Consider the following 25,262-nt stretch of genomic DNA (forward strand, 5'->3'; position numbering starts at 1 on the left):
AGCCGCCCCAGGCACCGAAGGAGTTGGAAACCATGGCCCCAGTCGCCATGCGTCTCGCTGCACAATCTCTCTCCGACGCCCAGCCCGTCCCCTTCTGGCTGGAAGACCCCGGCAAGCCCGGAGCCCTGCCCGCCCTCACCGGCACCGAGAAGTGCGACCTCCTCGTGGTCGGCGGCGGATACAGCGGCCTGTGGACCGCGCTCCTCGCCAAGGAGCGCGACCCCTCCCGGGACGTCGTGCTGATCGAGGGCCGCGAGGTGGGCTGGGCCGCCTCGGGCCGCAACGGAGGCTTCTGCGCGGCCTCCCTCACCCACGGCTTCGGCAACGGACTCGCCCGCTGGCCGGGCGAGCTGCCGAAGCTGGAGCGGATGGGCGAGCGGAACCTCGACGCCATCGAGGCGACCGTCGCCCGCTACGGGATCGACTGCGAGTTCGAGCGCACCGGCGAGATCGACGTCGCCACCGAGCCGTACCAGGTGGAAGAGCTCCACGAGGTGTACGAGGAGGCGAACCGCCTCGGTCTCGCCGGGGGCCTGGAGTTCCTGGACCGGGACGCCGTACGGGCCGAGGTCGACTCGCCCACCTTCCTCGGCGGCCTGTGGGACAAGCGCGGCGTCGCCATGCTCCACCCCGCCAAGCTGGCCTGGGGCCTGAAGCAGGCCTGCCTCGACCTGGGCGTCCGGATCTTCGAGAACACCCCCGGCCTCCACCTGGTGTCGCTCGGCGCCGGGATGGGCGTCCGCACCCCGTACGGCAAGGTCGTCGCCGGCCGGGTCGCGCTCGGCACCAACGTCTTCCCCTCGCTGGTCAAGCGCGTCCGCGCGTACACGGTCCCGGTCTACGACTACGCCCTGATGACCGAACCGCTCAGCCCCGAGCAGCTCTCCTCGATCGGCTGGAAGAACCGGCAGGGCCTCGGCGACTCCGCGAACCAGTTCCACTACTTCCGGATCACCGCCGACCACCGCATCCTGTGGGGCGGTTACGACGCCGTCTACCCGTACGGCGGCAAGGTCAGCGCCGAGATGGACCACCGCCCGGAGACGTACCTCAAGCTCGCCGAGCACTTCTTCCACTGCTTCCCGCAGCTGGAGGGGCTCCGCTTCAGCCACGCCTGGGGCGGCGCGATCGACACCTGCTCGCGCTTCTCCGCCTTCTTCGGCACGGCGCACCAGGGGAAGGTGGCGTACGCGGCCGGGTTCACCGGCCTCGGCGTCGGCGCCACCCGCTTCGGCGGGGACGTGATGCTCGACCTGCTCGCCGGGGAGCGCACCGAGCGCACCGACCTGGAGATGGTCCGCTCCAAGCCGCTGCCGTTCCCGCCCGAGCCGGTCGCCTGGGCCGGCATCGGCATCACCAAGTGGTCGCTCGCCCGCGCCGACGGGAACGGTGGCCGGCGCAACCTGTGGCTGAAGGCCATGGACCGGCTCGGCCTCGGCTTCGACAGCTGAGGACGGGTGTGACGCGGATCACTTCCGCCGCGTAGGCGAAGTCGCGTAAGAGGAGCCCCCGTACCCGCTCTCTCCGGGTGGACACCGTGTCCACACGGAAGGAGATCGTCGCGATGACCGGTACGGGGGCTTCTGGCGTCAGGGCCGCGGTGGAATGGCTGGCCTCGGTCGCACCGGATCCCGACGCCTGCCGCTGGGAGTGGGAGCGCAACCCCCACGGGGTCGCGCTGCTGCCCGCCGGCAGGCGCTGGGACGTGCTGATCCTGCCGGGGGAGCTCGGCCGCACCGCGCTCGACGTGCTGACCCGGCTCGTGGACCGGCCGGGGCCGGTCCTGGTCGACTTCGGCGACGCCCGGACGGGCTTCTTCGTCCCGCCGGGAACCGCCGCCCGCTGGCTCGGCACCGGCGTGCGCGGCGCGGGCTCCGGCACCTGGATCGTCGCCCCGTACCCGGGGCGGGTCGTCGGCCGGGTGCGCTGGCTGGTGGCGCCGGACGGCCTGGGCACCCTCACCGACGCCTCCCTCCTGGAGCTGGCGATGCACGAGGCGGCGGGCCGACTGGCCAGGGGGGAACGGGGGTCCGGCTGACGGGCCGGATCGTACAGAGGTCTTGACCACTCGATTGGTCTGGACCATGCTGTGGCGCGCTCCACCTCGATTCCCCCCATCCGGAGGCAGTTGTGGACCGCACCAGACCCCTCACCCTGCTCCTCGCGGGCTCCCTCGCCGCCGGCGGGCTCCTCGCACTCACCCCCGCCGCCCAGGCCGCCGACACCGAACTCGCCCGCAACGGCGGCTTCGAGGCGGGCCTCGACGGCTGGACCTGCTCGGCGGGCAGCGGCGCCGTCGTCCCGTCACCCGTGCACGGCGGGACGAAGGCGCTCCAGGCCACCCCGGCGGGCAGCGACAACGCCAAGTGCTCCCAGACCGTCACCGTGAAGCCCAACTCCAGCTACACGCTCAGCGGCTGGGTCCGCGGCAGTTACGTCTACCTCGGCGCCTCCGGCACCGGCACCACCGACGTCTCCACCTGGACCGGCTCCGCCCCCGACTGGCAGAGGCTCACCACCTCGTTCACCACCGGCGCCTCGACCACCTCGGTCACGATCCACACCCACGGCTGGTACGGCACCCCCGCCTACCAGGCCGACGACCTCTCCCTCTACGGCCCCGGCGGCGACCCGGTCCAGCTCCCGGCCGCCCCCACCGGCCTCACCGCCGGCTCCCCGACCTCCACCTCCGTGCCCCTGAGCTGGACCGCGGTCCCCGGCGCCACCTCCTACCACGTCTACCGGGGCACCACGAGGATCCAGACGGTCACCGGCACCACGGCCACCGCGACCGGACTCACGGCCTCCACCCCGTACACCTTCCAGGTCACCGCCGCGAACAGTGCCGGCGAGTCCCCGAAGTCGGCCGCCGTGACCGCGACCACCACCTCCGGCGGCGGGGGCGGGGGCGGCGGACTGCCCGCGCACGCCCTCGTCGGCTACCTCCACGCGAGCTTCGCCAACGGCTCCGGCCACACCCGCATGGCCGACGTCCCCGACTCCTGGGACGTCATCGACCTCGCCTTCGGCGAACCGACCTCGGTGACCTCCGGCGACATCCGCTTCGACCTCTGCCCGGCGACGGAATGCCCCGGCGTCGAATCACCCGCCGAGTTCAAGGCGGCGATCAAGGCCAAGCAGGCCGCCGGCAAGAAGGTCCTCATCTCCATCGGCGGCCAGAACGGCCAGGTGCAGCTCGCCACCACCACGGCCCGCGACACCTTCGTCTCCTCCGTCTCGAAGATCATCGACGAGTACGGACTCGACGGCCTCGACATCGACTTCGAGGGCCACTCGCTCTCGCTCCAGACCGGCGACACCGACTTCCGGAACCCGACCAGCCCCGTCGTCGTCAACCTGATCCAGGCGGTGAAGACCCTCAAGGCCAAGTACGGCGCCGGCTTCGTCCTCACCATGGCCCCGGAGACCTTCTTCGTCCAGCTCGGCCACCAGTACTACGGCTCCGGCCCCTGGGGCGGCCAGGACCCGCGCGCCGGCGCCTACCTGCCGGTCATCCACGCCCTGCGCGACGACCTGACCCTGCTCCACGTCCAGGACTACAACTCGGGCTCGATCATGGGCCTCGACGGCCAGTACCACTCGATGGGCGGCGCCGACTTCCACATCGCCATGACCGACATGCTGCTCACCGGCTTCCCGGTCGCGGGCAACGCCGACCGCTTCTTCCCGCCCCTGCGCCCCGACCAGGTCGCCATCGGCCTCCCCGCCTCCACCCAGGCGGGCAACGGCCACACCGCCCCGGCCGAGGTGAACAAGGCCCTGGACTGCCTCACGAAGAAGGCGAACTGCGGCGGCTACCAGACCCACGGCACCTGGCCGGCCCTGCGCGGCCTGATGACCTGGTCGATCAACTGGGACCGCTACGGACAGTGGGCGTTCTCGAAGAACTTCGACGCGTACGGCTGGAGCTGACGCCCAGGACCAGCAACGACAGGCAGAGACTGGCGAACACGTCGAGCGGCCAGTGGAAGCCCCGGAGGACCAGGCCGGTTCCCGTCGCCGCCGTCAGGACGGCGGCGACGGGAACCAGGCGGTTCGAGACGAGGAGGGCCGCGCCGAAGTAGGCGACCGCGGCGGTCGCCGTGTGGCCCGAGGGGTAGTAGCCCTGGGCCCAGGGCTCCAGCGGGCCCGGGCGGGCCGTCCACTCCTTCAGCGGAATCACCAGAAGCGGCACGGCTGCCATGGCGAGGCCCGCGTGCAGGGCGGCGGCACGGCGGCCGCGCCACACCGCGTACGCCATCGCGCAGCCGAGGACCGGGAGGGCGACCGCCATGTCGCCGAGGTCGGAGGCGAGTTCGCCCAGCCACCGGGGGACCGTGCCCACCAGGGAGCGGGACACCCGCTCGTCGAGCCTGGCCAAGGGGCCGTGGACGAGCACCTGCCAGGTCACGACGGCGAGGGCGACGAGCGCCGAGAAGAGAGCCGGCCGCCCTGGAACAGGGGGGGTGGTTCCAGGGCGGCCGAGGGGATCGGGCTGCCGCGCGCCCCGGGGGGTGTGGGGCGGGCGGCCATCCGATCGGTGAGGAGTCCCGGTGCACGAGGCGCCGGTGGTGTGCTCGAAGGCACGGTGTGGACGGGGCTGGGGAGGCTCCGCCCGGGGTGTTTCTCTCATCTGCGGAAACCGTACGCCACGGAACGGGGGGCCGACAGCGGGAAACGCGTCCCGCCATCGGCCCCCCACAGAGTCTTCACACCGTGTGCCGGATCGGTCCTCAGACGGTCGCGAGCGCGGCCTCGATGACGTCCAGGCCCTCGTTGAGCAGGTCCTCGCCGATGACCAGCGGCGGCAGGAAGCGCAGCACGTTGCCGTAGGTGCCACAGGTCAGGACGAGCACGCCCTCGTTGTGGCAGTACTTGGCGAGCGCGGCGGCGGCCTCGGCGTGCGGCTCCTTCGTCGCCGGGTCCTTCACCAGCTCGATGGCGATCATGGCACCGCGGCCGCGGATGTCGCCGATGACCGGGAACTTCTCCTGCATGGCGGTGAGGCGGGTCTTCATGACCTCCTCGATGCGCTTGGCCTTGCCGTTGAGGTCGAGCTCCTTCATCGTCTCGATGGCGCCGAGCGCACCGGCGCAGGCCACCGGGTTGCCGCCGTAGGTGCCGCCCAGACCGCCGCCGTGGACGGAGTCCATGATCTCGGCGCGGCCGGTGACGGCGGCGAGCGGCAGACCGCCCGCGATGCCCTTGGCGGTGGTGATGAGGTCCGGGACGATGCCCTCGTCCTCGCAGGCGAACCACTGGCCGGTGCGGCAGAAGCCGGCCTGGATCTCGTCCGCGACGAAGACGATGCCGTTGTCGTTGGCGAACTTCACGATCGCCGGCAGGAAGCCCTTGGCCGGCTCGATGAAGCCGCCCTCGCCGAGGACCGGCTCGATGACGATCGCGGCGACGTTCTCGGGGCCGATCTGCTTGGTGATGTTGTCGATCGCCTGGGCGGCGGCCTCGGGGCCGCAGTTCTCGGCACCCGTGGGCCAGCGGTAGCCGTAGGCGACCGGCACGCGGTAGACCTCGGGCGCGAACGGGCCGAAGCCCTGCTTGTACGGCATGTTCTTCGCCGTCATGCCCATGGTGAGGTTGGTGCGGCCGTGGTAGCCGTGGTCGAAGACGACGACGGCCTGGCGCTTGGTGTACGAGCGGGCGATCTTGACCGCGTTCTCGACGGCCTCGGCGCCCGAGTTGAACAGCGCGGACTTCTTGGCGTGGTCGCCCGGGGTCAGCTCGGCCAGCGCCTCGCAGACCTCCACGTAACCCTCGTACGGCGTCACCATGAAACAGGTGTGGGTGAAGTCCTGGAGCTGCGCGGACGCGCGGCGCACGACGGCCTCGGCGGAGGCGCCGACCGAGGTCACGGCGATGCCGGAGCCGAAGTCGATCAGGCGGTTGCCGTCGACGTCCTCGATGATGCCGCCGCCGGCCCGCTTGGTGAAGACGGGCAGCGTCGAGCCGACGCCACCGGCGACCGTGTCGAGACGGCGGGCCTGAAGCTCCTGCGACTTCGGGCCGGGGATGGCGGTGACGACGCGCCGCTCCTGCGGGACAGCGTTCATGCGGGGCTCCTGGGGGTGTTCTGGACGCACTTGCGGGTTTCCTCCGCAGGCTAGGCGCGGCGGAGGGGGAGAGGCATGCGCCGATCGGGAGTGGTGGCGGGTGTGTCGTTGTCCGGGATGGACATGACGGCTCCGGTTCCGCACGGCGGCCCGCCCCCGCGCGGGTCGGCCGGCCCTCGGCCGTACGGGTGGTCGAATCCCCTCCGGGGACGGCCGGGCCCACTAGATTGACGGTGGCACAGACGCGGCGACCTGGCTGGTCAGGGGGCAGGGGTTCATGGAGACCGACGGCACGTACGAGTCACGCGACACCAAGGGGGGCGCGGTCCCGCGCCCGGCGGCGCCGCCGACCGACGGCCGGGCCGGCCACCCCGACGGGCCCGCACCCGGACCGGCTTCGCCGGCGGACGGCCGGGGCGCGCGGCCCGGCGTCCCCGCGCACGTGCCGGCTCCGCCGCACGTGCCCGCTCCGCCGCACGTGCCCGCTCCGCCGCACGTGCCCGCTCCGCCGCACGTGCCGCCGCGGCCGACGGGTGCTCCGGGTGCCCCTGGTGCTTCCGGAGCTTCCGGAGCTTCCGGAGAGCCCGGTGCTCCCGGGGCGGCGGCTCCGGGTGCGGCGGCTTCCGGAGCGCCCGGTGGCGGAGGGGCCGCGGGCGGGGGCACCGCCACCTCGGGTTCCGCCCCCGGCGCCCCCGTCGTCGCCTGGCTGGACGCCCCGCGGCCCGAGGCCGCGCCCGGGATCTGGCGGTTCCGGCACGTGCCGCCGCCGCCGCCCCGGGAGGCGCGGAAGCTCGCGCCCGTCACGGTGGCCGGGCTGCTGATCCCGCTCGTCGTGGGGCTGCTGCTCTGGTCCGCCTGGCGGCGCGGCGTCGTCCCCTACGAGTGGATCCCGCTCGCCACCTTCACCCCCGCCGACTGGTGGTACGCCGGGGGCACCTCGCCCCGGGACTGGCACGGCGCCGAGGCCCACGTCGTCTACGACGGCGCCTTCTTCGCCGTCCTGCTCTACGCGATGGCCCGCCTCGGAGCCTGGGCCGAACTCGCCCGCCACCTCCTCGCCGACCGCCGCCCGCCCGCGCGCGCCGCGCTCACCGCCGGCGCCGCGCTGATCGCCCTGACGTTCGTCTGGCCGGACGCCTTCCCCGGCGTCGGCTGGGACCCGCTGCCGGTCGTCGCGCCCCTGCTCTCCCTCGTCGTGCTCATCGGCGGCGGGTACGACGTCCTCGCCTCGCCCGTCCTCGTCTACACCCTGTACGCCCTGATCACGGCCGCCGTGCTCTGGCCCTTCGCGCGCCTGGGCGGCTGGCCCGGCCTGGTCCGCGAGCGGCTGGGGGCCCGCGCCGCCGCCACGACGGGCGGCACCCCGGCGCCCCTCGACCCGGCGGCGCCCGCCCCCCTCTCGCAGTGGCCCGAACTGCGGGCCGCCGGGGAGCGGCGGGCGGCGGACCTGCTCGCCGCCGAGCTGTCCGCCGGACGCATGAACGACGTGGACTGCGCCCGGATCCGCCGGAGCCTGGAGCGGGGGCGGACGCACGAGGGCGGACTCGCCCCCTTCGTCGACACCGTGCTCCGGCAGGGCGCCGCGGCCGGGGCGCACCCCTCCGGCGACCGCGACCTGCCGGGCCGCGCCGCCACCCACGACCTCCTCGTCGGGCAGGTCCGCATCGGCCGCTGCGCGGCCGAGGAGCGGAACCCGGCCGCCTACCGGGGCGCGGGCCTCGCCCTCGAACCGGCCGCGCTCGCCACCTCCCTGCTGGTCGTGGGCCCCTCCGGCGCCGGGAAGACCACCCGCCTGACCGGGCCGGTCGTCGAGTCCCTCACCCTGCAGGCCCTCACCGGCGCCTGCGCGGTCGTCGCCGTGGGCACGGCGGACGCGCCGCTCGGCCCGGACGCCGCGTACGACGTCGTGGTCCGCCCGGGCGACCCGGCCTCGCCGTACGACCTCGACCTCTACGCCGGCCTCGCCGACCCCGACGAGGCGGCGGCGCTGCTCGCGGAGGGCCTGGTGGGCGACGTCGAGAACCTCGACGCCCGACGGGCCGCCACCGTCCTCGCCCAGCTCATCGGCCCCTACCGGGCGGCGCACGGCCGCTTCCCGTCCGTGCCGGTGCTCCGCGAACTCCTCGAAGCCGGCCCGCAGACGCTGACGGCGCTCCTCGACCGGCTCCCCGCCGACGCGGCGGCGATGCGCCGCGAGCTGGAGGCCCGCATCCGGCAGGCCGGCACCGCCGCCGACGCCGGGCCGCTCCTCGCGGACCGCCTGTCGCTGCTCGACCGGCCGGCCTTCGCCGAGTTCTTCGGCGCCGACGGGAGCGACGTTCGGCCCTTCTCGCTGAAGTCCGTCGTCCACCACCCGCTGCGGGTCCGGATCAAGCTGCCCGAGCGCGGCCACGAGGAGGCCTCGCGGCTCCTCGCCCGGCTGGTCCTCGCCCAGTTCCTGGCGGCGGCCCGGACCGGCGCCAAGCGCCCGCACTTCGTCTCCCTCGTCCTCGACGACGCCACCGGGGCGCTCACCACGGGCACCGTCCGCGCCCTCCAGCGGCTGCGCCCGCACCACGCGGGCGTGGTCCTCGGGCTCCGTACCCTCGGCGAGGTGCCCGAGGCGCTGCACGGCCCGCTGCTCGGCGCCGTCGGCTGCCGGGTGGCGCTCTCCGGCATCACCACCTGGGACGGCCGGGGCTTCGCCGAGACCTGGGGCAAGGAGTGGGTGGAGACCACCGAGGTGGCGCACCACACGGTCTTCGCCGACCAGCCGATGACCCGGTTCATCCACGCCCTGCGCAAGAAGGTCACCGGCAAGGCCGTCACCACCGACGCCGTCACGACCCGGAAGGTCGAGCGCGAGCGGTGGTCCGCCTCCGAGCTCGCGCACTCCGTGCCGCCCGGCCACGCCGTGGTGTCCCTGACCACGGCCCGGGGCGCGCACACCCCGCCGGTCCTGGTGGACCTGCGCGGCTGAGCGGGGCCGACCCGCGCCCCCGGCCCGTGCGGGGCCGACCCGCGTCACGACCGCCGACCGGGTCGTGCCCGCCGTCCGTGCGGGGCCGAACCGCGCTGTGCCCCCCGTCCGTGCGGCCGGGCCGTCTCACTCCTCGCACCCCCGAGCGGGCCGTCGGCGGCCCTGGCACAATCGGGGGCGCCGCTCGGCTGAACGGCGCCTCCCCGCTTCCGTGCGCGGCTCCCCCCGCGCGCGGTCCTCGCTCAAAGGTCCGACGGTCTCCCCATGCCGCCCACCCTCGCCTCGCTCGTCCAGCACTCCGCCCTCAAGCTCGTCGTCCGCGCGGGTGAGGACCGCCTCGACACCCCCGTCCGCTGGGCCCACGTCAGCGAGCTCGCCGACCCCGTCCCGTACATGGAGGGCGGCGAACTCCTCCTCACGACCGCGCTCACGCTCGACGCGGAGGACCTGGAGGCGATGCGCCGCTATGTGCGGCGGCTGCTCGGTGCCGGGGTGGTCGGGCTCGGCTTCGCGGTGGGCGTGAACCACGAGGAGATCCCGCCGGCGCTGCTCGAGGCGGCGCGCGAGGAGCACCTGCCGCTCCTGGAGGTGCCGCGCAGGACCCCGTTCCTGGCCATCAGCAAGGCCGTGTCGGCGGCCATCTCCGCCGACCAGTACCGGGCCGTCACGGCCGGCTTCGAGGCCCAGCGCGAGCTGACCCGCGCCGCGCTCGCCGAGGGCCCGGAGGCCGTCGTCGCCCGGCTGGCCGCGCACGTCGACGGCTGGGCCGCGCTGTACGACGCCTCCGGCGCCGTCGTCGCCGTCTCGCCCGAGTGGGCGGCGCGCCGGGCCGCCCGCCTCACCCCGGACGTGGAGCGGCTCCGCGAGCGGCCCGCGCCCGCCAGCGCGGTCGTCGGCGGTACGGACGACCGCGTCGAGCTCCAGTCGCTCGGCACGGGGCGCCGGGTGCGCGGCGCCCTCGCCGTCGGCACGGGCGCGCCCCTCGGCACGGCCGAGCGGTACGCGGTGCACTCGGCGATCGCCCTGCTCACCCTCACGACGGAACGTTCCCGCTCGCTCCAGGAGGCGGAACAGCGGCTCGGCGCGGCGGTGCTGCGCCTGATGCTCGCGGGCCAGCCGGAGGCCGCCCGCGCGGTGGCCGGAGACCTGTACGGAGGGCTGCTCGACGCCCCCTACCGGTTGCTGGTCGCCGAGGCCGCCGGGGGAGAGCCGGCCGGCGAGCCGCCGCTGCCGGTGCTCGCCGAGGCCCTGGAGGCCGCGGCCGCCCGCGCGGGCGAGGCGGTGCTGAGCGTCGCCGAGAGCGGGCAGCGGCTCGTCGTCCTCGCCGGGGACGGCGGCGCGGTCGTCGCCGCCTGCGAGGGGTACGCGGAGCGGGAGGTGGAGGAGACGGGCGTCGTCGTCGGCCTGTCGGCCCCGGCGGGCCCGAGCGCCGCGGCGGCCGCGTACAAGCAGGCCGAGCAGGCCCTCTCGGTCGCCCGGCGGCGGGGGAAGACGCTCGTCGAGCACGAGGACCTGGCGGCGGGCTCGGTGCTCCCGCTCCTCGCCGACGACGCCGTCCGCGCCTTCGCCGACGGGATGCTGCGGGCGCTGCGGGAGCACGACGCGACCGGCCGCGGCGACCTGGTGGCCTCGCTGCGCGCCTGGCTCTCCCGGCACGGCCAGTGGGACGCGGCGGCGGCCGACCTGGGCGTCCACCGGCACACGCTGCGCTACCGGATGCGCCGGGTGGAGGAGATCCTCGGCCGCTCGCTGGACGACCCGGACGTCCGGATGGAGCTGTGGCTGGCCCTGAAGGCGACGGGCGAGGACGGGCAGTGAGCGGGGCCTCCCCGGGGCTTCGTCCGTCGGACCGGGCCCCGGGGACCTAGTCCGAGCCGCCGCCGTCGTCGTCCCCGCCGCCGCGGCTCACGCTCCGGCGCCGTCCGGCGCGGACCAGCTCGCCGCCCAGCAGGGTCGCGGTGGCCACCGCGCGGACCCAACGGGGGCCGCCGCGCGCCGCCCAGACCACGCAGGCGCAGCCCGCGGCGACGAGGACGACGACACCGATCAGTACGTAAAGGACCATGCTTACCCCCGAGGTCGTGCGGTCCCGGACATCCTCCCACCCGTCCGTCCCGCCCCCGGGAGACTTCCGCCGTCCGAATTCCGCTGGTCCTGCCCGAATTCGGGCAGCTTTCTTGGCTTCGAGGGTGCGCGCTCCCTACTCTCCTGTCCATGACAAGCCCCGCCGCCGATCCGGCCCCCGAGACCCGTCCGGCCGTCCCCGGCCCCCCTGCCGCCGCCGACCCCCGCACCCCCGCCCCCGCCCGCCGGATCACCGGCGCCGTCTGGGCCGCGCTCGGCATCGTGTACGTCGTCTGGGGATCCACCTACCTCGGGATCCGGATCGTCGTCGAGACCCTCCCGCCGTTCCTCTCCGGCGGCGCCCGCTTCGTCACCGCCGGCCTGCTCCTCACCGCGATCGTCGCCTGGCGGCAGGGCCCCGCCGCCCTCCGGGTCACCCGCCGGGAACTCGGCTCCGCCGTCCTCGTCGGCCTGCTCCTGATCCTCGGCGGCAACGGCCTCGTCGTCCTCGCCGAGACCTCCGTCCCCTCCGGCCTCGCCGCCCTCCTCGTCGCCGCCGTCCCCGTCTGGGTCGTCCTGCTCCGCACGGTCTTCGGCGACCGCCCCGGCCCCGGCGCCCACGGCGGCGTCCTGCTCGGCTTCGCCGGCCTCGGCGTCCTCACCGTCCCCGGCCTCAGCGGCGAGGTGAAGATCGGCGGCGTCCTGCTGGTCCTCGTCGCCGCCCTGCTGTGGTCCGTCGGCTCCGTCTCCTCCGCCCGGCTGCCCATGCCCGCCAACCCCTTCACGGCGAGCGCGTACGAGATGCTGGCCGGCGGCCTCGCCGCGCTCGCCCTCGGCCTCCTGCGCGGCGAGCACCACGGCCTCGACCTCGGCGCCGTCTCCGGCCGGTCCTGGGCCGCCCTCGCGTACCTGATCGTCTTCGGCTCGCTCGTCGCCTTCACCGCGTACGCCTGGCTCCTCCAGACCGCCCCCGTCTCCCTCGCCGCCACCTACGCCTACGTGAACCCGGTCGTCGCCGTCCTGCTCGGCGCCCTCGTCCTCGACGAGGCCCTGACCTGGCCGATCCTCCTCGGCGGCGCGATCGTCGTCGGCGGCGTCTGCCTGATCGTCTCGACCGAGCGGCGCGGCTGACGCTCCGGAGCGCGGGCACTGTCGGCCGTCCGCTTCGGCCGAAGCGGACAGAGCCGCCACCCCCACTACTCCATACCGGACAAGCACGCGCCCGGCACCCCGGCCCTAACGTGTCACCAGAGCAACCGCTCGCACCCCGAAACGGAAAGGGCCGGGACGCAATGACGACCACCCACGCCTTCTGGCTCGCCGGCCGCGAGGCCACCGGCGACGCCACCTTCGACGTCACGAACTCGTACGACGGACGTCTGGTCGGCAAGGTCAGCGTGCCCACCGAGGCCCAGGTCGAGGAGGCCGTCGCCGCCGCGCACGCCGTCGTCGACGAGTTCGCCGCGACCCCGGCGCACGTCCGCGCCGCCGCCCTCGACCACGTGTCGAAGCGGCTCGCCGAGCGCACCGAGGAGATCGCCCAGCTGATCTCCGCCGAGAACGGCAAGCCCATCAAGTGGGCCCGCGGCGAGGTCGGCCGCGCCGTCTCCGTCTTCCGTTTCGCCGCCGAGGAGGCCCGCCGCTGGAACGCCGGCGAGGCCCAGCGCCTGGACACCGAGGCCGGCGGCGCGGGCCGCCTCGCCCTGACCCGCCGCATCCCCAAGGGCGTCGTCCTCGGCATCGCGCCGTTCAACTTCCCGCTGAACCTCAGCGCCCACAAGGTCGCCCCGGCCATCGCCGTCGGCGCCCCGATCATCCTCAAGCCGGCTCCGTCGACCCCGATCTCCTCCCTGGTCCTGGGCGAGATCCTGGCCGAGACCGACCTGCCGGCCGGCTCCTGGTCGATCCTGACCGTGCCGAACGACCGCATGCCCGCCCTCGTCCAGGACGAGCGCCTCCCGGTCATCTCCTTCACCGGCTCCGACAAGGTCGGCTACGCCATCCAGCAGTCGGTGCCGCACAAGCACTGCACCCTGGAGCTCGGCGGCAACGCCGCGGCCGTCGTCCTGCCCGACTGGTCCTCCGAGGCCGACCTGGACTGGGCCGCGAGCCGCATCGCGACCTTCTCCAACTACCAGGGCGGCCAGTCCTGCATCTCCGTGCAGCGCGTGATCGCCGACGCCTCGGTCTACGACCGCCTGGTGCCGAAGATCGTCGCCGCCGTCGAGGCGCAGGTCACCGGTGACCCGGCGGACGACGCCACCGACGTCGGCCCGCTGGTCGACGAGGCCGCCGCCCGGCGCGTCGAGTCCTGGGTCGACGAGGCCGTCGCGGCCGGCGCCAAGCTCCTCGCCGGCGGCAAGCGCGAGGGCGCGACCTACGCCCCGACCGTCCTCGCCGACCTCCCGGCCGACGTCACGCTGGCCCGCGCCGAGGTCTTCGGCCCGGTCCTGACCCTCGCCAAGGTCGACGGCGAGGCCGAGGCCTTCGCCGCGGTCAACGACTCGGACTTCGGCCTCCAGGCCGGCGTCTTCACCCGCGACCTGCAGACCGCCTTCCGCGCCCACCGCGCCCTGGAGGTCGGCGGCGTGATCGTCGGCGACGTCCCCTCGTACCGCGCCGACCAGATGCCGTACGGCGGCGCCAAGCGCTCCGGCGTCGGCCGCGAGGGCGTCAAGTACGCGATGGACGACTACACCTACGAGCGCGTGCTCGTCCTGACGGGCCTCGCCCTCTAAGGGGTACGCCCCACCCGGACCAGGCGGTCCGAGCCCACTGTGCGGGGGCTCGGGCCGCCTTTCCGCGTACGGCCTCCGCCCGGGCGACCGGGGCGCCCCACCCGGAGGACGCACCCGGAGGGGATCCCTCCTCTTTCGGTACCCACCGATATCGGGTACGACGGACAGAAGCCCCAGGAGGTGTCCATGTCCGCACCCACCCAGCCGCCCAAGGTCACCGAGCGCGAGGCCCGGCAGGTCGCCGAGGCCGCGCGCGAGCGGGACTGGCACAGACCCAGCTTCGCCAAGGAGCTGTTCCTCGGCCGTTTCCGCCTCGACCTCATCCACCCGCACCCGCTCCCCGCCGCCGAGGACGTCCGGCGCGGAGAGGCCTTCCTCGCCGCCCTCCGCACCTTCTGCGAGACCCGGATCGACGGCGCCCGCATCGAGCGCGAGGCCCGCATCCCCGACGAGACGATCACCGGACTCAAGGAGATCGGCGCCCTCGGGATGAAGATCGACCCGAAGTACGGCGGGCTCGGCCTCACCCAGCTGTACTACAACCGCGCCCTCGCCCTCGTCGGCTCCGCCAGCCCCGCCGTCGGCGCCCTGCTCTCCGCGCATCAGTCGATCGGCGTACCGCAGCCGCTGAAACTCTTCGGCACCCAGGAGCAGAAGGACGCCTTCCTGCCCCGGCTCGCCCGCACCGACCTCTCCGCCTTCCTGCTCACCGAGCCCGACGTCGGCTCCGACCCGGCGCGGCTCGCCACCACCGCCGTGCCCGAGGGGGACGCGTACGTCCTCGACGGCGTGAAGCTCTGGACCACCAACGGCGTCGTCGCCGACCTGCTCGTCGTCATGGCCCGCGTCCCCGTCTCCGAAGGACACCCCGGAGGCATCACCGCCTTCGTCGTCGAGGCCGACGCGCCCGGCATCACCGTCGAGCACCGCAACGCCTTCATGGGCCTGCGCGGCCTGGAGAACGGCGTCACCCGCTTCCACCGCGTCCGGGTCCCCGCCGGCAACCGCATCGGCCCCGAGGGAGCCGGCCTCAAGATCGCCCTCACCACCCTCAACACCGGCCGCCTCTCCCTCCCCGCCGCCTGCGCGGGCGCCGCCAAGTGGTGCCTGAAGATCGCCCGCGAGTGGTCCGGCGTCCGCGAGCAGTGGGGCAGGCCCGTCGGCCGCCACGAGGCCGTCGGCACCAAGATCTCCTTCATCGCGGCCACCGCCTTCGCCCTGGAGGCCGTCGTCGACCTCGCCTCCCAGATGGCCGACGAGAACCGCAACGACATCCGCATCGAGGCCGCCCTCGCCAAGCTGTACGGATCCGAGAAGGCCTGGCTCATCGCCGACGAACTCGTCCAGATCCGGGGCGGCCGAGGCTACGAGACCGCCGAATCCCTCGCCGCCCGCGGCGAACGGGCCGTCCCCGCCGAGCAGTTGCTCCGCGACCTCCGCATCAACCGCATCTTCGAGGGCTCCACCGAGATCATGCACCTGCTGATCGCCCGCGAGGCCGTCGACGCCCACCTCTCCGTCGCCGGCGACCTCATCGACCCCGACAAGACCCTCGCCGACAAGGCGAGGGCCGGCGCCCGGGCCGGCGGTTTCTACGCCCGCTGGCTGCCGGGGCTCGTCACCGGACCGGGGCAGCGGCCGGGGGCGTACGGCGAGTTCGGCGCCCTCGCGGGCCACCTCCGGTACGTCGAGCGGACCTCCCGCAAGCTCGCCCGGTCCACCTTCTACGCGATGTCCCGCTGGCAGGGCCGCATGGAGCTCAAGCAGGCCTTCCTCGGGCGGATCGTCGACATCGGCGCGGAGCTCTTCGCGATGAGCGCGGCGTGCGTACGGGCCGAGCTCCTCCGCACCACGACCGACCACGGCCGGGAGGCCCGGCAACTCGCCGACGCCTTCTGCCGACAGGCCCGCCTCCGCGTCGAGGAGCTCTTCGACCGCCTCTGGTCCAACACGGACGACCTCGACCGGCGGATCGTCGACGCGGTCCTCGACGGGGCCTACACCTGGCTGGAGGAGGGCGTCATCGACCCGAGCGGCCCGGGTCCCTGGATCGCGGACACCGCGCCGGGCCCCTCCTCGGAAACGAACGTCCACCGCAAACTCCCCTGACCCCCGCTGCGGGCTGCGCCCCCCGCCCACCCCCGTTGTGGGCTGCGCCCGCCGGTCCCCGTTGTGGGCAGTCGTTCCGCTGGGGCGGAACGGGTGGGCACAACGGAACGGCGCCCTTGCCGGGCCGAGGCTCCCGCGCCCTGACCCGCACCACGTGGTGCGCCGCGCGAAGTGGTGCGGGTCCAGGCGCGGAACGCGGAGGCGCCGCCAGGGGCGCCGTCCCGTGTGCCCGCCCTCCCCCAAGCTCTCGGCTCCGCTCGAGCAGGGGGGACCCCCTCGCCCAGCGGGACGATTGCCCACACGGGCGGGGGCGGGGGCACCGCCCCATAAGGCGCGGGCCCATGCGGAGGCGACGGGTGGGCACCGCCCGGACGGTGGGGGCGCCGGCCCCGGGGTCCACGTGGCGGACCGGGTCGCCGTCCGGGCGGGGCGCGCGGCAGGATGGCCCCGTGACCGTCATCGACATCCCCGGCTCCAAGTCCGTCACCGCCCGCGCGCTCTTCCTCGCCGCCGCCGCGGAGGGCACCACCACCCTCCTGCGCCCGCTCGTCTCCGACGACACCGAAGGCTTCGCCGAGGGCCTCACCGCCCTCGGCCACGGCGTCCGCCGCGAGCCGGACGCCTGGCACATCGAGGGCCGCCCCGCCGGCCCGGGGGTCGCGGAGGCCGACGTGTACTGCCGGGACGGCGCCACCACCGCCCGCTTCCTGCCGACCCTCGCCGCCGCCGGCCACGGCACGTACCGCTTCGACGCCTCCGCGCAGATGCGACGACGGCCCCTCGGCCCCCTGACGACCGCGTTGCGCACCCTGGGCGTCGATCTGCGGCACGGGGAGAGGGAGGGCCACCACCCGCTCACCGTCCACGCCGCCGGCGTGAAGGGCGGCGCGCTCACCCTCGACGCCGGGCAGTCCTCCCAGTACCTGACCGCCCTGCTCATGCTGGGCCCGCTCACCGCCGAGGGCCTCGACATCACCGCCACGGACCTCGTCTCGGAGCCGTACGTCGAGATCACGCTCGCGATGATGCGGGCCTTCGGGGCCGAGGTCCGGCAGGAAGGCCGCACCTACCGGGTCGCCCCCACCGGGTACCGCGCGCGGACGTACGGCATCGAGCCCGACGCCTCCACCGCGAGCTACTTCTTCGCCGCGGCCGCCCTCCGACCCGGCGGCTCCGTCACCGTCCCCGGTCTCGGGACCGGCGCCCTCCAGGGCGACCTGGCCTTCGTCGACGTGCTGCGCCGGATGGGCGCCGACGTCGAGGTCACGGACACCGCCACCACCGTCCGCTCCACCGGCACCCTGCGCGGCCTCACCGTCAACATGCGGGACATCTCGGACACGATGCCGACCCTCGCCGCGATCGCGCCGTTCGCCGACGGGCCCGTCCGCATCGAGGACGTCGCCAACACCCGGGTCAAGGAGTGCGACCGCCTCGACGCCTGCGCCGAGAACCTCCGCCGCCTCGGCGTCACCGTCACCACCGGCCCCGACTGGATCGAGATCCGGCCGGGCACCCCCGCCGGGCCCGTAGAGATCGCCACCCACGGCGACCACCGGATCGTCATGTCCTTCGCGGTCACCGCCCTGCGCACCCCCGGGATCACCTTCGACGACCCCGGTTGCGTGAAGAAGACCTTCCCCGACTTCCACCGGGCCTTCGGGGCGTTCGCACGCACCCCGTGAAGGCCGCACGGTCTTTGCGGCGAGAATGGGGGGCATGAGCGACCGCCCCTCTCCTCTCGCCGACCCGCACATCGCCTTCGACGTCTCCGAAGGACGCCGGGACATCGTCGTCCTCGGCTCGACCGGGTCCATCGGCACCCAGGCCATCGACCTGGTGCTGCGCAACCCCGACCGCTTCCGGGTCACCGCCCTGGCCGCCTCCGGCGGTCGGATCGGGCTGCTCGCCGAGCAGGCGCACCGGCTCCGGGTCGCCGCGGTCGCCGTGGCCCGCGAGGAGGCGCTGCCCGAGCTCCGGGAGGCGCTGAGGGCGCTGTACGGCTCCGAGCCCCTGCCCGAGCTGCTGACGGGCCCGGACGCCGCCACGCGGCTGGCCGCGTCGCCGTGCCACACCGTCCTCAACGGCATCACCGGCTCCATCGGCCTCGCGCCGACCCTCGCCGCCCTCGAAGCGGGCCGCACCCTCGCCCTCGCCAACAAGGAGTCGCTGATCGTCGGCGGCCCCCTGGTGAAGGCGCTCGCCAAGCCCGGGCAGATCATCCCGGTCGACTCCGAGCACGCGGCCCTCTTCCAGGCGCTCGCCGCCGGCACCCGCGCCGACGTCCGCAAGCTGGTCGTCACGGCCTCCGGCGGCCCCTTCCGGGGGCGTACGCGCGAGCAGCTGGCCCACGTCACCCGCGAGGACGCGCTCGCCCACCCCACCTGGGCCATGGGCCCGGTGATCACGGTGAACAGCGCGACCCTGGTGAACAAGGGCCTGGAGGTCATCGAGGCCCACCTGCTCTACGACATCCCCTTCGACCGCATCGAGGTCGTCGTCCACCCGCAGTCGTACGTCCACTCGATGGTCGAGTTCACGGACGGCTCCACGCTCGCCCAGGCCACCCCCCCGGACATGCGCGGCCCGATCGCCATCGGCATCGGCTGGCCCGAGCGGGTCCCGGACGCGGCCCCCGCCTTCGACTGGACCAAGGCCTCCACCTGGGAGTTCTTCCCGCTCGACACCGAGGCCTTCCCGTCCGTCGGCCTGGCCCGGCACGTGGGCGAGCTGGGCGGCACCGCCCCCGCCGTCTTCAACGCCGCGAACGAGGAGTGCGTCGAGGCGTTTCTCGCCGGACGGCTGCCGTTCAACGGAATCATGGATACGGTCACTGCGGTCGTCACGGAGCACGGCACCCCCGCCCGGGGAACCTCACTGACCGTGTCGGACGTCCTCGAAGCGGAGACCTGGGCACGGGCCCGGGCCCGAGAGCTCGCAGCGAAGGCAACAGCGGAGGCCCGCGCATGACCGAAATGCTCCTGTACGCCCTGGGCATCGTGCTGTTCGCCCTCGGCCTCCTCGTGTCCATCGCGTGGCACGAACTCGGCCACCTCTCCACGGCCAAGCTCTTCGGCATCCGCGTGCCGCAGTACATGGTCGGCTTCGGTCCCACCATCTGGTCGAGGAAGCGCGGCGAGACCGAGTACGGCATCAAGGCCATCCCGGCCGGCGGCTACATCCGCATGATCGGCATGTTCCCGCCGGGCACGGACGGCAGGATCGAGGCCCGCTCCACCTCGCCCTGGCGCTCCATGATCGAGGACGCCCGCGAGGCCTCGTACGAGGAGATCGAGCCGGGCGACGAGACGCGGCTCTTCTACACGCGCAAGCCGTGGAAGCGCGTGATCGTGATGTTCGCCGGACCGTTCATGAACCTGGTCCTGGCGGCGGTGCTGTTCTTCGGCTCGATGATGACGCTGGGGATCGCCGGCCCGACGACCGAGGTCGCGGGCGTCCAGAAGTGCGTCATCGAGCTCAGCGAGAAGCGCGAGAAGTGCGCGGCGGGGGACCCCGTCTCCCCGGCGTTCGCGGCCGGCCTCGAGGACGGGGACAGGATCCTCGCCCTGAACGGGAAGGCGGTGGGCGACTGGGACGCCCTCTCCGACGGCATCCGCGCCGCCGGCGCCGGCCCCGCCACGCTCACCGTCGAGCGGAACGGGCAGCGGACCGAGCTGCACCCCACCCTCGTCTCCAACGAGGTCGAGAAGAAGGACGCCGACGGCAACGCCGTCCGGCCCGTCCAGTACGTCAAGGCCGGCTACCTCGGCTTCCAGCCGAAGTCCGAGGTCGCGCCGCTCAGCTTCGGCGAGACCACCGAGCGGATGACCGACCTCCTGGAGAACGGCGTCCACTCGGTCGTCGCCCTCCCCGGCAAGATCCCCGGCCTCTGGGACGCCACCTTCGGGGACGGCAAGCGCGCCGAGGACTCGCCCGTCGGCGTCCTCGGCGCCGCCCGGATCACCGGCGAACTGATGACCGTCGAGGCCCCGCCGACGACGATCCTCGTCACGTTCATGAACCTGCTCGTGTACTTCAACGTCTCGCTGTTCCTGTTCAACATGCTCCCGCTGCTGCCGCTCGACGGCGGTCACATCGCGGGCGCCCTGTGGGAGTCCGTCCGCCGCCACACGGCCCGGATCTTCAGGCGCCCCGACCCGGGCCCGTTCGACGTGGCCAAGCTGATGCCCGCCGCCTACGTGGTGGCCGGCGTCTTCGTCTGCTTCACGCTGCTCGTCCTCGCCGCCGACATCGTCAATCCGGTGAAACTGACGTAGCGCCCAGGGGGGCCGCACCCGGTGGTGTCCGGCCCCCCGCTCCCGGGGCGGTAACCTCGGAACCCTGAGCCCGCCGACGCACAACCTTGAGGTTGCACTTCAGATGACCGCGATTTCTCTCGGTATCCCGACCGTTCCGACCCGGCTCGCCGAGCGGCGCAAGAGCCGCCAGATCCAGGTCGGCAGCGTGGCCGTCGGCGGTGACGCGCCCGTCTCCGTCCAGTCGATGACGACGACCCGCACCTCCGACATCGGCGCCACGCTCCAGCAGATCGCCGAGCTGACCGCCTCCGGCTGTCAGATCGTCCGCGTGGCCTGCCCCACCCAGGACGACGCCGACGCGCTCGCCACGATCGCCCGGAAGTCCTCCATCCCGGTCATCGCCGACATCCACTTCCAGCCGAAGTACGTCTTCGCCGCGATCGACGCCGGCTGCGCCGCCGTCCGCGTCAACCCGGGCAACATCAAGCAGTTCGACGACAAGGTCAAGGAGATCGCCAAGGCGGCGAACGACGCGGGCACCCCGATCCGCATCGGCGTCAACGCCGGCTCGCTCGACGCCCGCCTGCTGAAGAAGTACGGCAAGGCCACCCCCGAGGCGCTCGTCGAGTCCGCCCTCTGGGAGGCCTCCCTCTTCGAGGAGCACGACTTCCGCGACATCAAGATCTCGGTCAAGCACAACGACCCGGTCGTCATGGTCGAGGCCTACCGCCAGCTCGCCGCCCAGTGCGACTACCCGCTGCACCTCGGCGTCACCGAGGCGGGCCCGGCCTTCCAGGGCACCATCAAGTCGGCCGTCGCCTTCGGCGCCCTGCTCTCCCAGGGCATCGGCGACACCATCCGCGTCTCGCTCTCCGCGCCGCCGGTCGAGGAGATCAAGGTCGGCATCCAGATCCTGGAGTCGCTGAACCTGCGCCAGCGCCGCCTGGAGATCGTCTCCTGCCCGTCCTGCGGCCGCGCCCAGGTCGACGTCTACAAGCTCGCCGAGGAGGTCACCGCCGGCCTCGACGGCATGACCGTCCCGCTGCGCGTCGCCGTCATGGGCTGCGTCGTCAACGGCCCCGGCGAGGCCCGCGAGGCCGACCTCGGCGTCGCCTCCGGCAACGGCAAGGGCCAGATCTTCGTCAAGGGCGAGGTCATCAAGACCGTCCCCGAGTCGAAGATCGTCGAGACCCTCATCGAAGAGGCCCTCAAGATCGCCGAGCAGATGGAGAAGGACGGCGTCGCCAGCGGCGAGCCGACGGTCGCCATCGCCGGCTGACCCCTTCCGGCGCCCTTGCCGGAACCACGCGCGAAGCCCCTCCGCCCCTCCCGGCGGAGGGGCTTCGCGCGTGCGGGGACGGCCGCCCCGGGACCGGCGGGCACGGTCGGCCCGTTCCCCCCGCTCCGGCGTCCCGGAGGCGAACCGAGCCCCGCAAAGGAGCACGGGGGTACAGTGCGGAGACCAGCAGACCCGTCCCGTGAGGCCCCCTCGTGCTGACAGAGACCACCACTCGGGTCCTCGAACCCGCCGACCTCGGCGCCGCCCTCGCCGTCCTGGAGAGCGCCCCCGTCGAGAACGCCTTCGTGGCCGCCCGCGTCCAGGTCGCCGGACTCGACCCCTGGCGCCTCGGCGGCGAGATGTGGGGCTGGTACACCGAGGGCAGACTGCGCTCGCTCTGCTACTCCGGCGCCAACCTGGTCCCCATCTGCGCCACCCCCCAGGCCGTCCGCGCCTTCGCCGACCGGGCCCGCAGGATCGGCCGCCGCTGCTCCTCGATCGTCGGCCCCGCCGAGGCCACCGGCGAGCTGTGGCGGCTCCTGGAGCCCAGCTGGGGCCCCGCGAGGGACGTCAGGGCCCGCCAGCCGCTGATGGTCGCCGAGGAGCCCTCCACCACGGTCGTGCCCGATCCGCTGGTCCGCCGCGTCCGCAAGGACGAGATGGAGGCGATCATGCCCGCCTGCGTGGCCATGTTCACCGAGGAGGTCGGCATCTCCCCGCTCGCCAACGACGGCGGGCTGCTCTACCAGGCCCGCGTCGCCGAACTCGTCGGCTCCGGCCGCTCCTTCGCCCGCATCGAGGACGGCAAGGTCGTCTTCAAGGCCGAGATCGGCGCCGCCACCCGCCAGGCCTGCCAGATCCAGGGCGTCTGGGTCGCCCCCGAACACCGCGGCAAGGGCCTCTCCGAGACGGGCATGGCCGCCGTCCTCCGGTACGCCCTGGCCGACGTCGCCCCCGTCGTCAGCCTGTACGTCAACGACTACAACACCCCGGCGAGGGCCGCGTACCGCCGCGTCGGCTTCCGCGAGACCGGCGCCTTCATGAGCGTCCTGTTCTGACGCGCTGTCCCGGGACGGGCGGGCACTTGTAGGGTGCGCCGCATGGATGACGCAGAGATCGAGATCGGTCCGGTCAATCTCGCCGCCAGGGTGGACGAGGCCCTCGCCGTGCAGGCCGTCGCCTTCGGCCTGGACGCGGGCGAGGTCGCCGTACGCCGCCACATCGTGCTGCGCCACCTGCTCAGTCCCGGCGCCCGCGCCTACGGGGCCACCACCCCCGAAGGACGGCTCGTCGGCTTCGTGTACGGGATGCCCAACGACCGCGCCCACTGGTGGTCCACCGTCGTCGAGACGTACCTGCGGGCCACCGGCACCACCGACTGGCTCGACGACTCCTTCGTCATCACCGAACTCCACGTCCACCCCGACTTCCAGGGCCGGGGCGTCGGCCGCGAGCTGATCACCACCATCACCGACACCGCCGCCGAGCCGCGCTCGATCCTCTCCGCGATCGACACCGACAGCCCCGCCCGCGGCCTCTACCGGGCCCTCGGCTACGTCGACCTCGCCCGCCAGGTCCACTTCCCGAGCGCCCCCCGCCCGTACGCCGTCATGGGCGCCCCCCTGCCGCTCAGGCGCCGGAACTGATTTCACCTGCCAGGGGCGGCCCGGCTAACCTCGGGGCCATCACCTCCCCCAAGCTCGCGGCTACGCCCGAGCAGGGGGGACCCCCTTGTCCCTTCAGGAGTACGAGAACCATGGCCAACGCACCGGTCCAGCGCATGTCCCAGTTGATGGCGAAGACGCTGCGCGACGACCCGGCGGACGCCGAGGTCCTCAGCCACAAGCTCCTCGTCCGCGCCGGCTACGTCCGCCGCACCGCCGCCGGCATCTGGAGCTGGCTGCCCCTGGGCAAGAAGGTCCTCTCCAACGTCGAGCGGATCGTCCGCGAGGAGATGGACGCCATCGGCGCCCAGGAGGTCTCCCTGCCCGCCCTGCTGCCCCGCGAGCCCTACGAGGCCACCGGCCGCTGGGACGAGTACGGCGCCGAGCTCTTCCGCCTCCAGGACCGCAAGGGCGGCGACTACCTCCTCGGGCCCACCCACGAGGAGATCTTCACCCTCCTGGTCAAGGACCAGTGCTCGTCCTACAAGGACCTGCCGGTCACCCTGTACCAGATCCAGACCAAGTTCCGCGACGAGGCCCGCCCCCGCGCCGGCATCCTGCGCGGCCGCGAGTTCCTCATGAAGGACTCGTACTCCTTCGACACCGAGGACGAGGGCCTCACCCGGTCCTACGCCCTGCACCGCCAGGCCTACCAGCGGATCTTCGAGCGCCTGGGCCTCGACTACCGCATCGTCGCCGCCACCGCCGGCGCCATGGGCGGCTCGAAGTCCGAGGAGTTCCTCGCCCCCGCCGAGGCCGGCGAGGACACCTTCGCCGACTGCCCGAACTGCGACTTCGCGGCCAACACCGAAGCGGTGTACCAGACGGTGAAGCCGGTCGACGGCTCGGCCGTCCCGGCCACCGAGGAGGTCCCCACCCCCGACACCCCGACGATCGAGACCCTCGCGGCCTCCCTCGGCGTGCCGGCCTCCGCCACCCTGAAGAACCTCCTCGTGAAGGTCGACGGCGAGATCGTCGCGATCGGCGTCCCCGGCGACCGCGAGGTCGACATGGACAAGGTCGAGGAACACTTCGGCCCGACGGCCACGGTCGAGATGGTGACGGAGGAGGACTTCGCGCAGCGCACCGACCTCGTCCGCGGCTACGTCGGCCCCCAGGGCCTGGAGAAGGTCACCTACATCGCCGACCCCCGCGTGGCGCCCGGCACCTCCTGGATCACGGGCGCCAACAAGGAGGGCACGCACACGAAGAACGTCGTCGCGGGCCGTGACTTCGAGGTCTCCGAGTACGTCGACGTCGTCGTCGTCCAGGAGGGCGACCCGTGCCCCAAGTGCGGCACCGGCCTCAGGCTGGACCGCGCCATCGAGATCGGCCACATCTTCCAGCTGGGCCGCAAGTACGCCGACGCCCTCAAGCTCGACGTCCTCGGCCAGAACGGCAAGCCCGTCCGCGTGACCATGGGCTCGTACGGCGTCGGCGTCTCCCGCGCGGTCGCGGCCCTCGCGGAGCAGACCGCCGACGAGAAGGGCCTGTGCTGGCCCTCCGAGGTCGCCCCCGCCGACGTCCACGTGGTGGCGGCGGGCAAGGCGCTCCAGACGGAACTGGCCCTGGAGGTCTCGGAGAAGCTCTCCGCGGCCGGCCTCCGTGTCCTGGTCGACGACCGCGCGGGCGTCTCCCCGGGCGTCAAGTTCACCGACGCGGAGCTCATGGGCGTCCCGAAGATCCTCGTCGCGGGCCGGCGCTCGGGCGAGGGCGTGGTGGAACTCAAGGACCGCCGCACGGGGGAGCGCGAGGAGCTGACGATCGCCGAGGCCCTCACCCGCCTCACGTCCTGACACCCCGCACCCGGCGGGGCGGTGCCCCGGCCCCCCCCGCCGTGTGGGCGCGCCTCGCGGGGCGGTGCCCCCGCCCCCGCCCGTGTGGGCAATCGTCCCGCTGGGCGGGACGGGTGGGCACACGGGACGGCGCCCTTCAGCGGCGCCTCCGCGTTCCGCGCCTGGACCCGCACGACATTGCGCGATGCACCTCGGGTGCGGGTCAGGGCGCAGGAGCCTGGGCCCGGCAAGGGGCGCCGTCCGTTGTGCCCACCCTCCCCCAAGCTCTCGGCTCCGCTCGAGCAGGGGGGACCCCCTTCGCCCCAGCGGAACGATTGCCCACAACG

18 protein-coding genes are annotated in these 25,262 nt (G+C 73.8%); 15 read left to right on the forward strand and 3 right to left on the reverse strand.

Translation table 11 applies throughout. The features are described from left to right. Positions 1-32: 32 nt before the first annotated feature. The 3 genes from ACZ66Z_RS26885 (at position 33) to ACZ66Z_RS26895 (ending at position 3,933) form a co-directional block, all read left to right on the forward strand. The gene (locus ACZ66Z_RS26885; RefSeq protein ID WP_469937928.1) at positions 33-1,451 is read left to right on the forward strand and encodes an NAD(P)/FAD-dependent oxidoreductase; all 1,419 of its coding nucleotides are present in this window, start codon (positions 33-35) and stop codon (positions 1,449-1,451) included. Positions 1,452-1,564: 113 nt separating this feature from the next. After that, a complete protein-coding gene (locus ACZ66Z_RS26890; RefSeq protein ID WP_469937984.1) occupies positions 1,565-2,038 on the forward strand; it encodes a hypothetical protein in 474 nt (157 codons plus the stop codon). Positions 2,039-2,130: 92 nt separating this feature from the next. Continuing rightward, entirely contained in the window at positions 2,131-3,933 is a 1,803-nt protein-coding gene (locus ACZ66Z_RS26895; RefSeq protein ID WP_469937929.1) for a chitinase, read from the forward strand. On the opposite strand, the gene ACZ66Z_RS26900 is transcribed toward ACZ66Z_RS26895, so the two are convergent. Together ACZ66Z_RS26900 and gabT are read right to left on the reverse strand one after the other, a co-directional pair. Continuing rightward, on the reverse strand, positions 3,869-4,633 hold the full coding sequence (locus ACZ66Z_RS26900) for a phosphatase PAP2 family protein (protein ID WP_469937930.1): 765 nt from the start codon (positions 4,631-4,633) through the stop codon (positions 3,869-3,871). The genes ACZ66Z_RS26895 and ACZ66Z_RS26900 overlap by 65 nt on opposite strands. Before the next feature lie 100 nt (positions 4,634-4,733). Then, on the reverse strand, positions 4,734-6,068 hold the full coding sequence (gabT, locus tag ACZ66Z_RS26905) for a 4-aminobutyrate--2-oxoglutarate transaminase (RefSeq protein ID WP_469937931.1): 1,335 nt from the start codon (positions 6,066-6,068) through the stop codon (positions 4,734-4,736). A gap of 277 nt (positions 6,069-6,345) precedes the next feature. Here gabT and ACZ66Z_RS26910 point away from each other — a divergent pair, with 277 nt between their 5' ends. Continuing rightward, complete coding sequence (locus ACZ66Z_RS26910) at positions 6,346-9,027, forward strand: ATP/GTP-binding protein (RefSeq protein WP_469937932.1); 2,682 nt, start codon at positions 6,346-6,348, stop codon at positions 9,025-9,027. A gap of 264 nt (positions 9,028-9,291) precedes the next feature. Then, on the forward strand, positions 9,292-10,845 hold the full coding sequence (locus ACZ66Z_RS26915) for a PucR family transcriptional regulator (RefSeq protein WP_469937933.1): 1,554 nt from the start codon (positions 9,292-9,294) through the stop codon (positions 10,843-10,845). A 46-nt stretch (positions 10,846-10,891) separates the two neighbouring features. Here ACZ66Z_RS26915 and ACZ66Z_RS26920 read toward each other — a convergent pair whose 3' ends face one another. Next, positions 10,892-11,092: a hypothetical protein gene (locus ACZ66Z_RS26920; RefSeq protein ID WP_469937934.1), complete on the reverse strand. Its 201-nt coding sequence runs from the start codon at positions 11,090-11,092 to the stop codon at positions 10,892-10,894. Positions 11,093-11,241: 149 nt separating this feature from the next. Between ACZ66Z_RS26920 and ACZ66Z_RS26925 the strand changes: the two genes are divergently transcribed. The 10 genes from ACZ66Z_RS26925 (at position 11,242) to ACZ66Z_RS26970 (ending at position 24,936) form a co-directional block, all read left to right on the forward strand. Next, complete coding sequence (locus ACZ66Z_RS26925) at positions 11,242-12,222, forward strand: EamA family transporter (RefSeq protein WP_469937935.1); 981 nt, start codon at positions 11,242-11,244, stop codon at positions 12,220-12,222. Positions 12,223-12,383: 161 nt separating this feature from the next. Further along, entirely contained in the window at positions 12,384-13,829 is a 1,446-nt protein-coding gene (locus ACZ66Z_RS26930; protein ID WP_469937936.1) for an aldehyde dehydrogenase family protein, read from the forward strand. 186 nt (positions 13,830-14,015) lie between these two features. Then, positions 14,016-15,938 (forward strand): acyl-CoA dehydrogenase family protein, encoded by a 1,923-nt coding sequence (locus ACZ66Z_RS26935; RefSeq protein ID WP_469937937.1) that lies wholly within the window; start codon positions 14,016-14,018, stop codon positions 15,936-15,938. Between the two features lie 449 nt (positions 15,939-16,387). Further along, positions 16,388-17,623, forward strand: a complete 1,236-nt coding sequence (aroA, locus tag ACZ66Z_RS26940) for a 3-phosphoshikimate 1-carboxyvinyltransferase (RefSeq protein WP_469937938.1) — start codon at positions 16,388-16,390, stop codon at positions 17,621-17,623. 34 nt (positions 17,624-17,657) lie between these two features. After that, a complete protein-coding gene (gene dxr, locus ACZ66Z_RS26945; RefSeq protein ID WP_469937939.1) occupies positions 17,658-18,908 on the forward strand; it encodes a 1-deoxy-D-xylulose-5-phosphate reductoisomerase in 1,251 nt (416 codons plus the stop codon). Beyond that, the gene (locus tag ACZ66Z_RS26950) at positions 18,905-20,215 is read left to right on the forward strand and encodes a M50 family metallopeptidase (protein WP_469937940.1); all 1,311 of its coding nucleotides are present in this window, start codon (positions 18,905-18,907) and stop codon (positions 20,213-20,215) included. Before dxr ends, ACZ66Z_RS26950 begins: the two co-directional genes overlap by 4 nt. 103 nt (positions 20,216-20,318) lie before the next feature. Continuing rightward, positions 20,319-21,476 carry a flavodoxin-dependent (E)-4-hydroxy-3-methylbut-2-enyl-diphosphate synthase gene (gene ispG / locus ACZ66Z_RS26955; RefSeq protein WP_469937941.1) on the forward strand — a complete coding sequence of 386 codons (1,158 nt, stop codon included), beginning with the start codon at positions 20,319-20,321 and terminating at the stop codon, positions 21,474-21,476. A 212-nt stretch (positions 21,477-21,688) separates the two neighbouring features. Next, a complete protein-coding gene (locus ACZ66Z_RS26960) occupies positions 21,689-22,534 on the forward strand; it encodes a GNAT family N-acetyltransferase (RefSeq protein ID WP_469937942.1) in 846 nt (281 codons plus the stop codon). Between the two features lie 42 nt (positions 22,535-22,576). Further along, entirely contained in the window at positions 22,577-23,122 is a 546-nt protein-coding gene (locus tag ACZ66Z_RS26965; protein WP_469937943.1) for a GNAT family N-acetyltransferase, read from the forward strand. A 110-nt stretch (positions 23,123-23,232) separates the two neighbouring features. Then, positions 23,233-24,936 carry a proline--tRNA ligase gene (locus ACZ66Z_RS26970; RefSeq protein ID WP_469937944.1) on the forward strand — a complete coding sequence of 568 codons (1,704 nt, stop codon included), beginning with the start codon at positions 23,233-23,235 and terminating at the stop codon, positions 24,934-24,936. Positions 24,937-25,262: the final 326 nt, after the last annotated feature.

The sequence above is a fragment of the Streptomyces sp. NPDC107498 genome, from assembly GCF_055582805.1.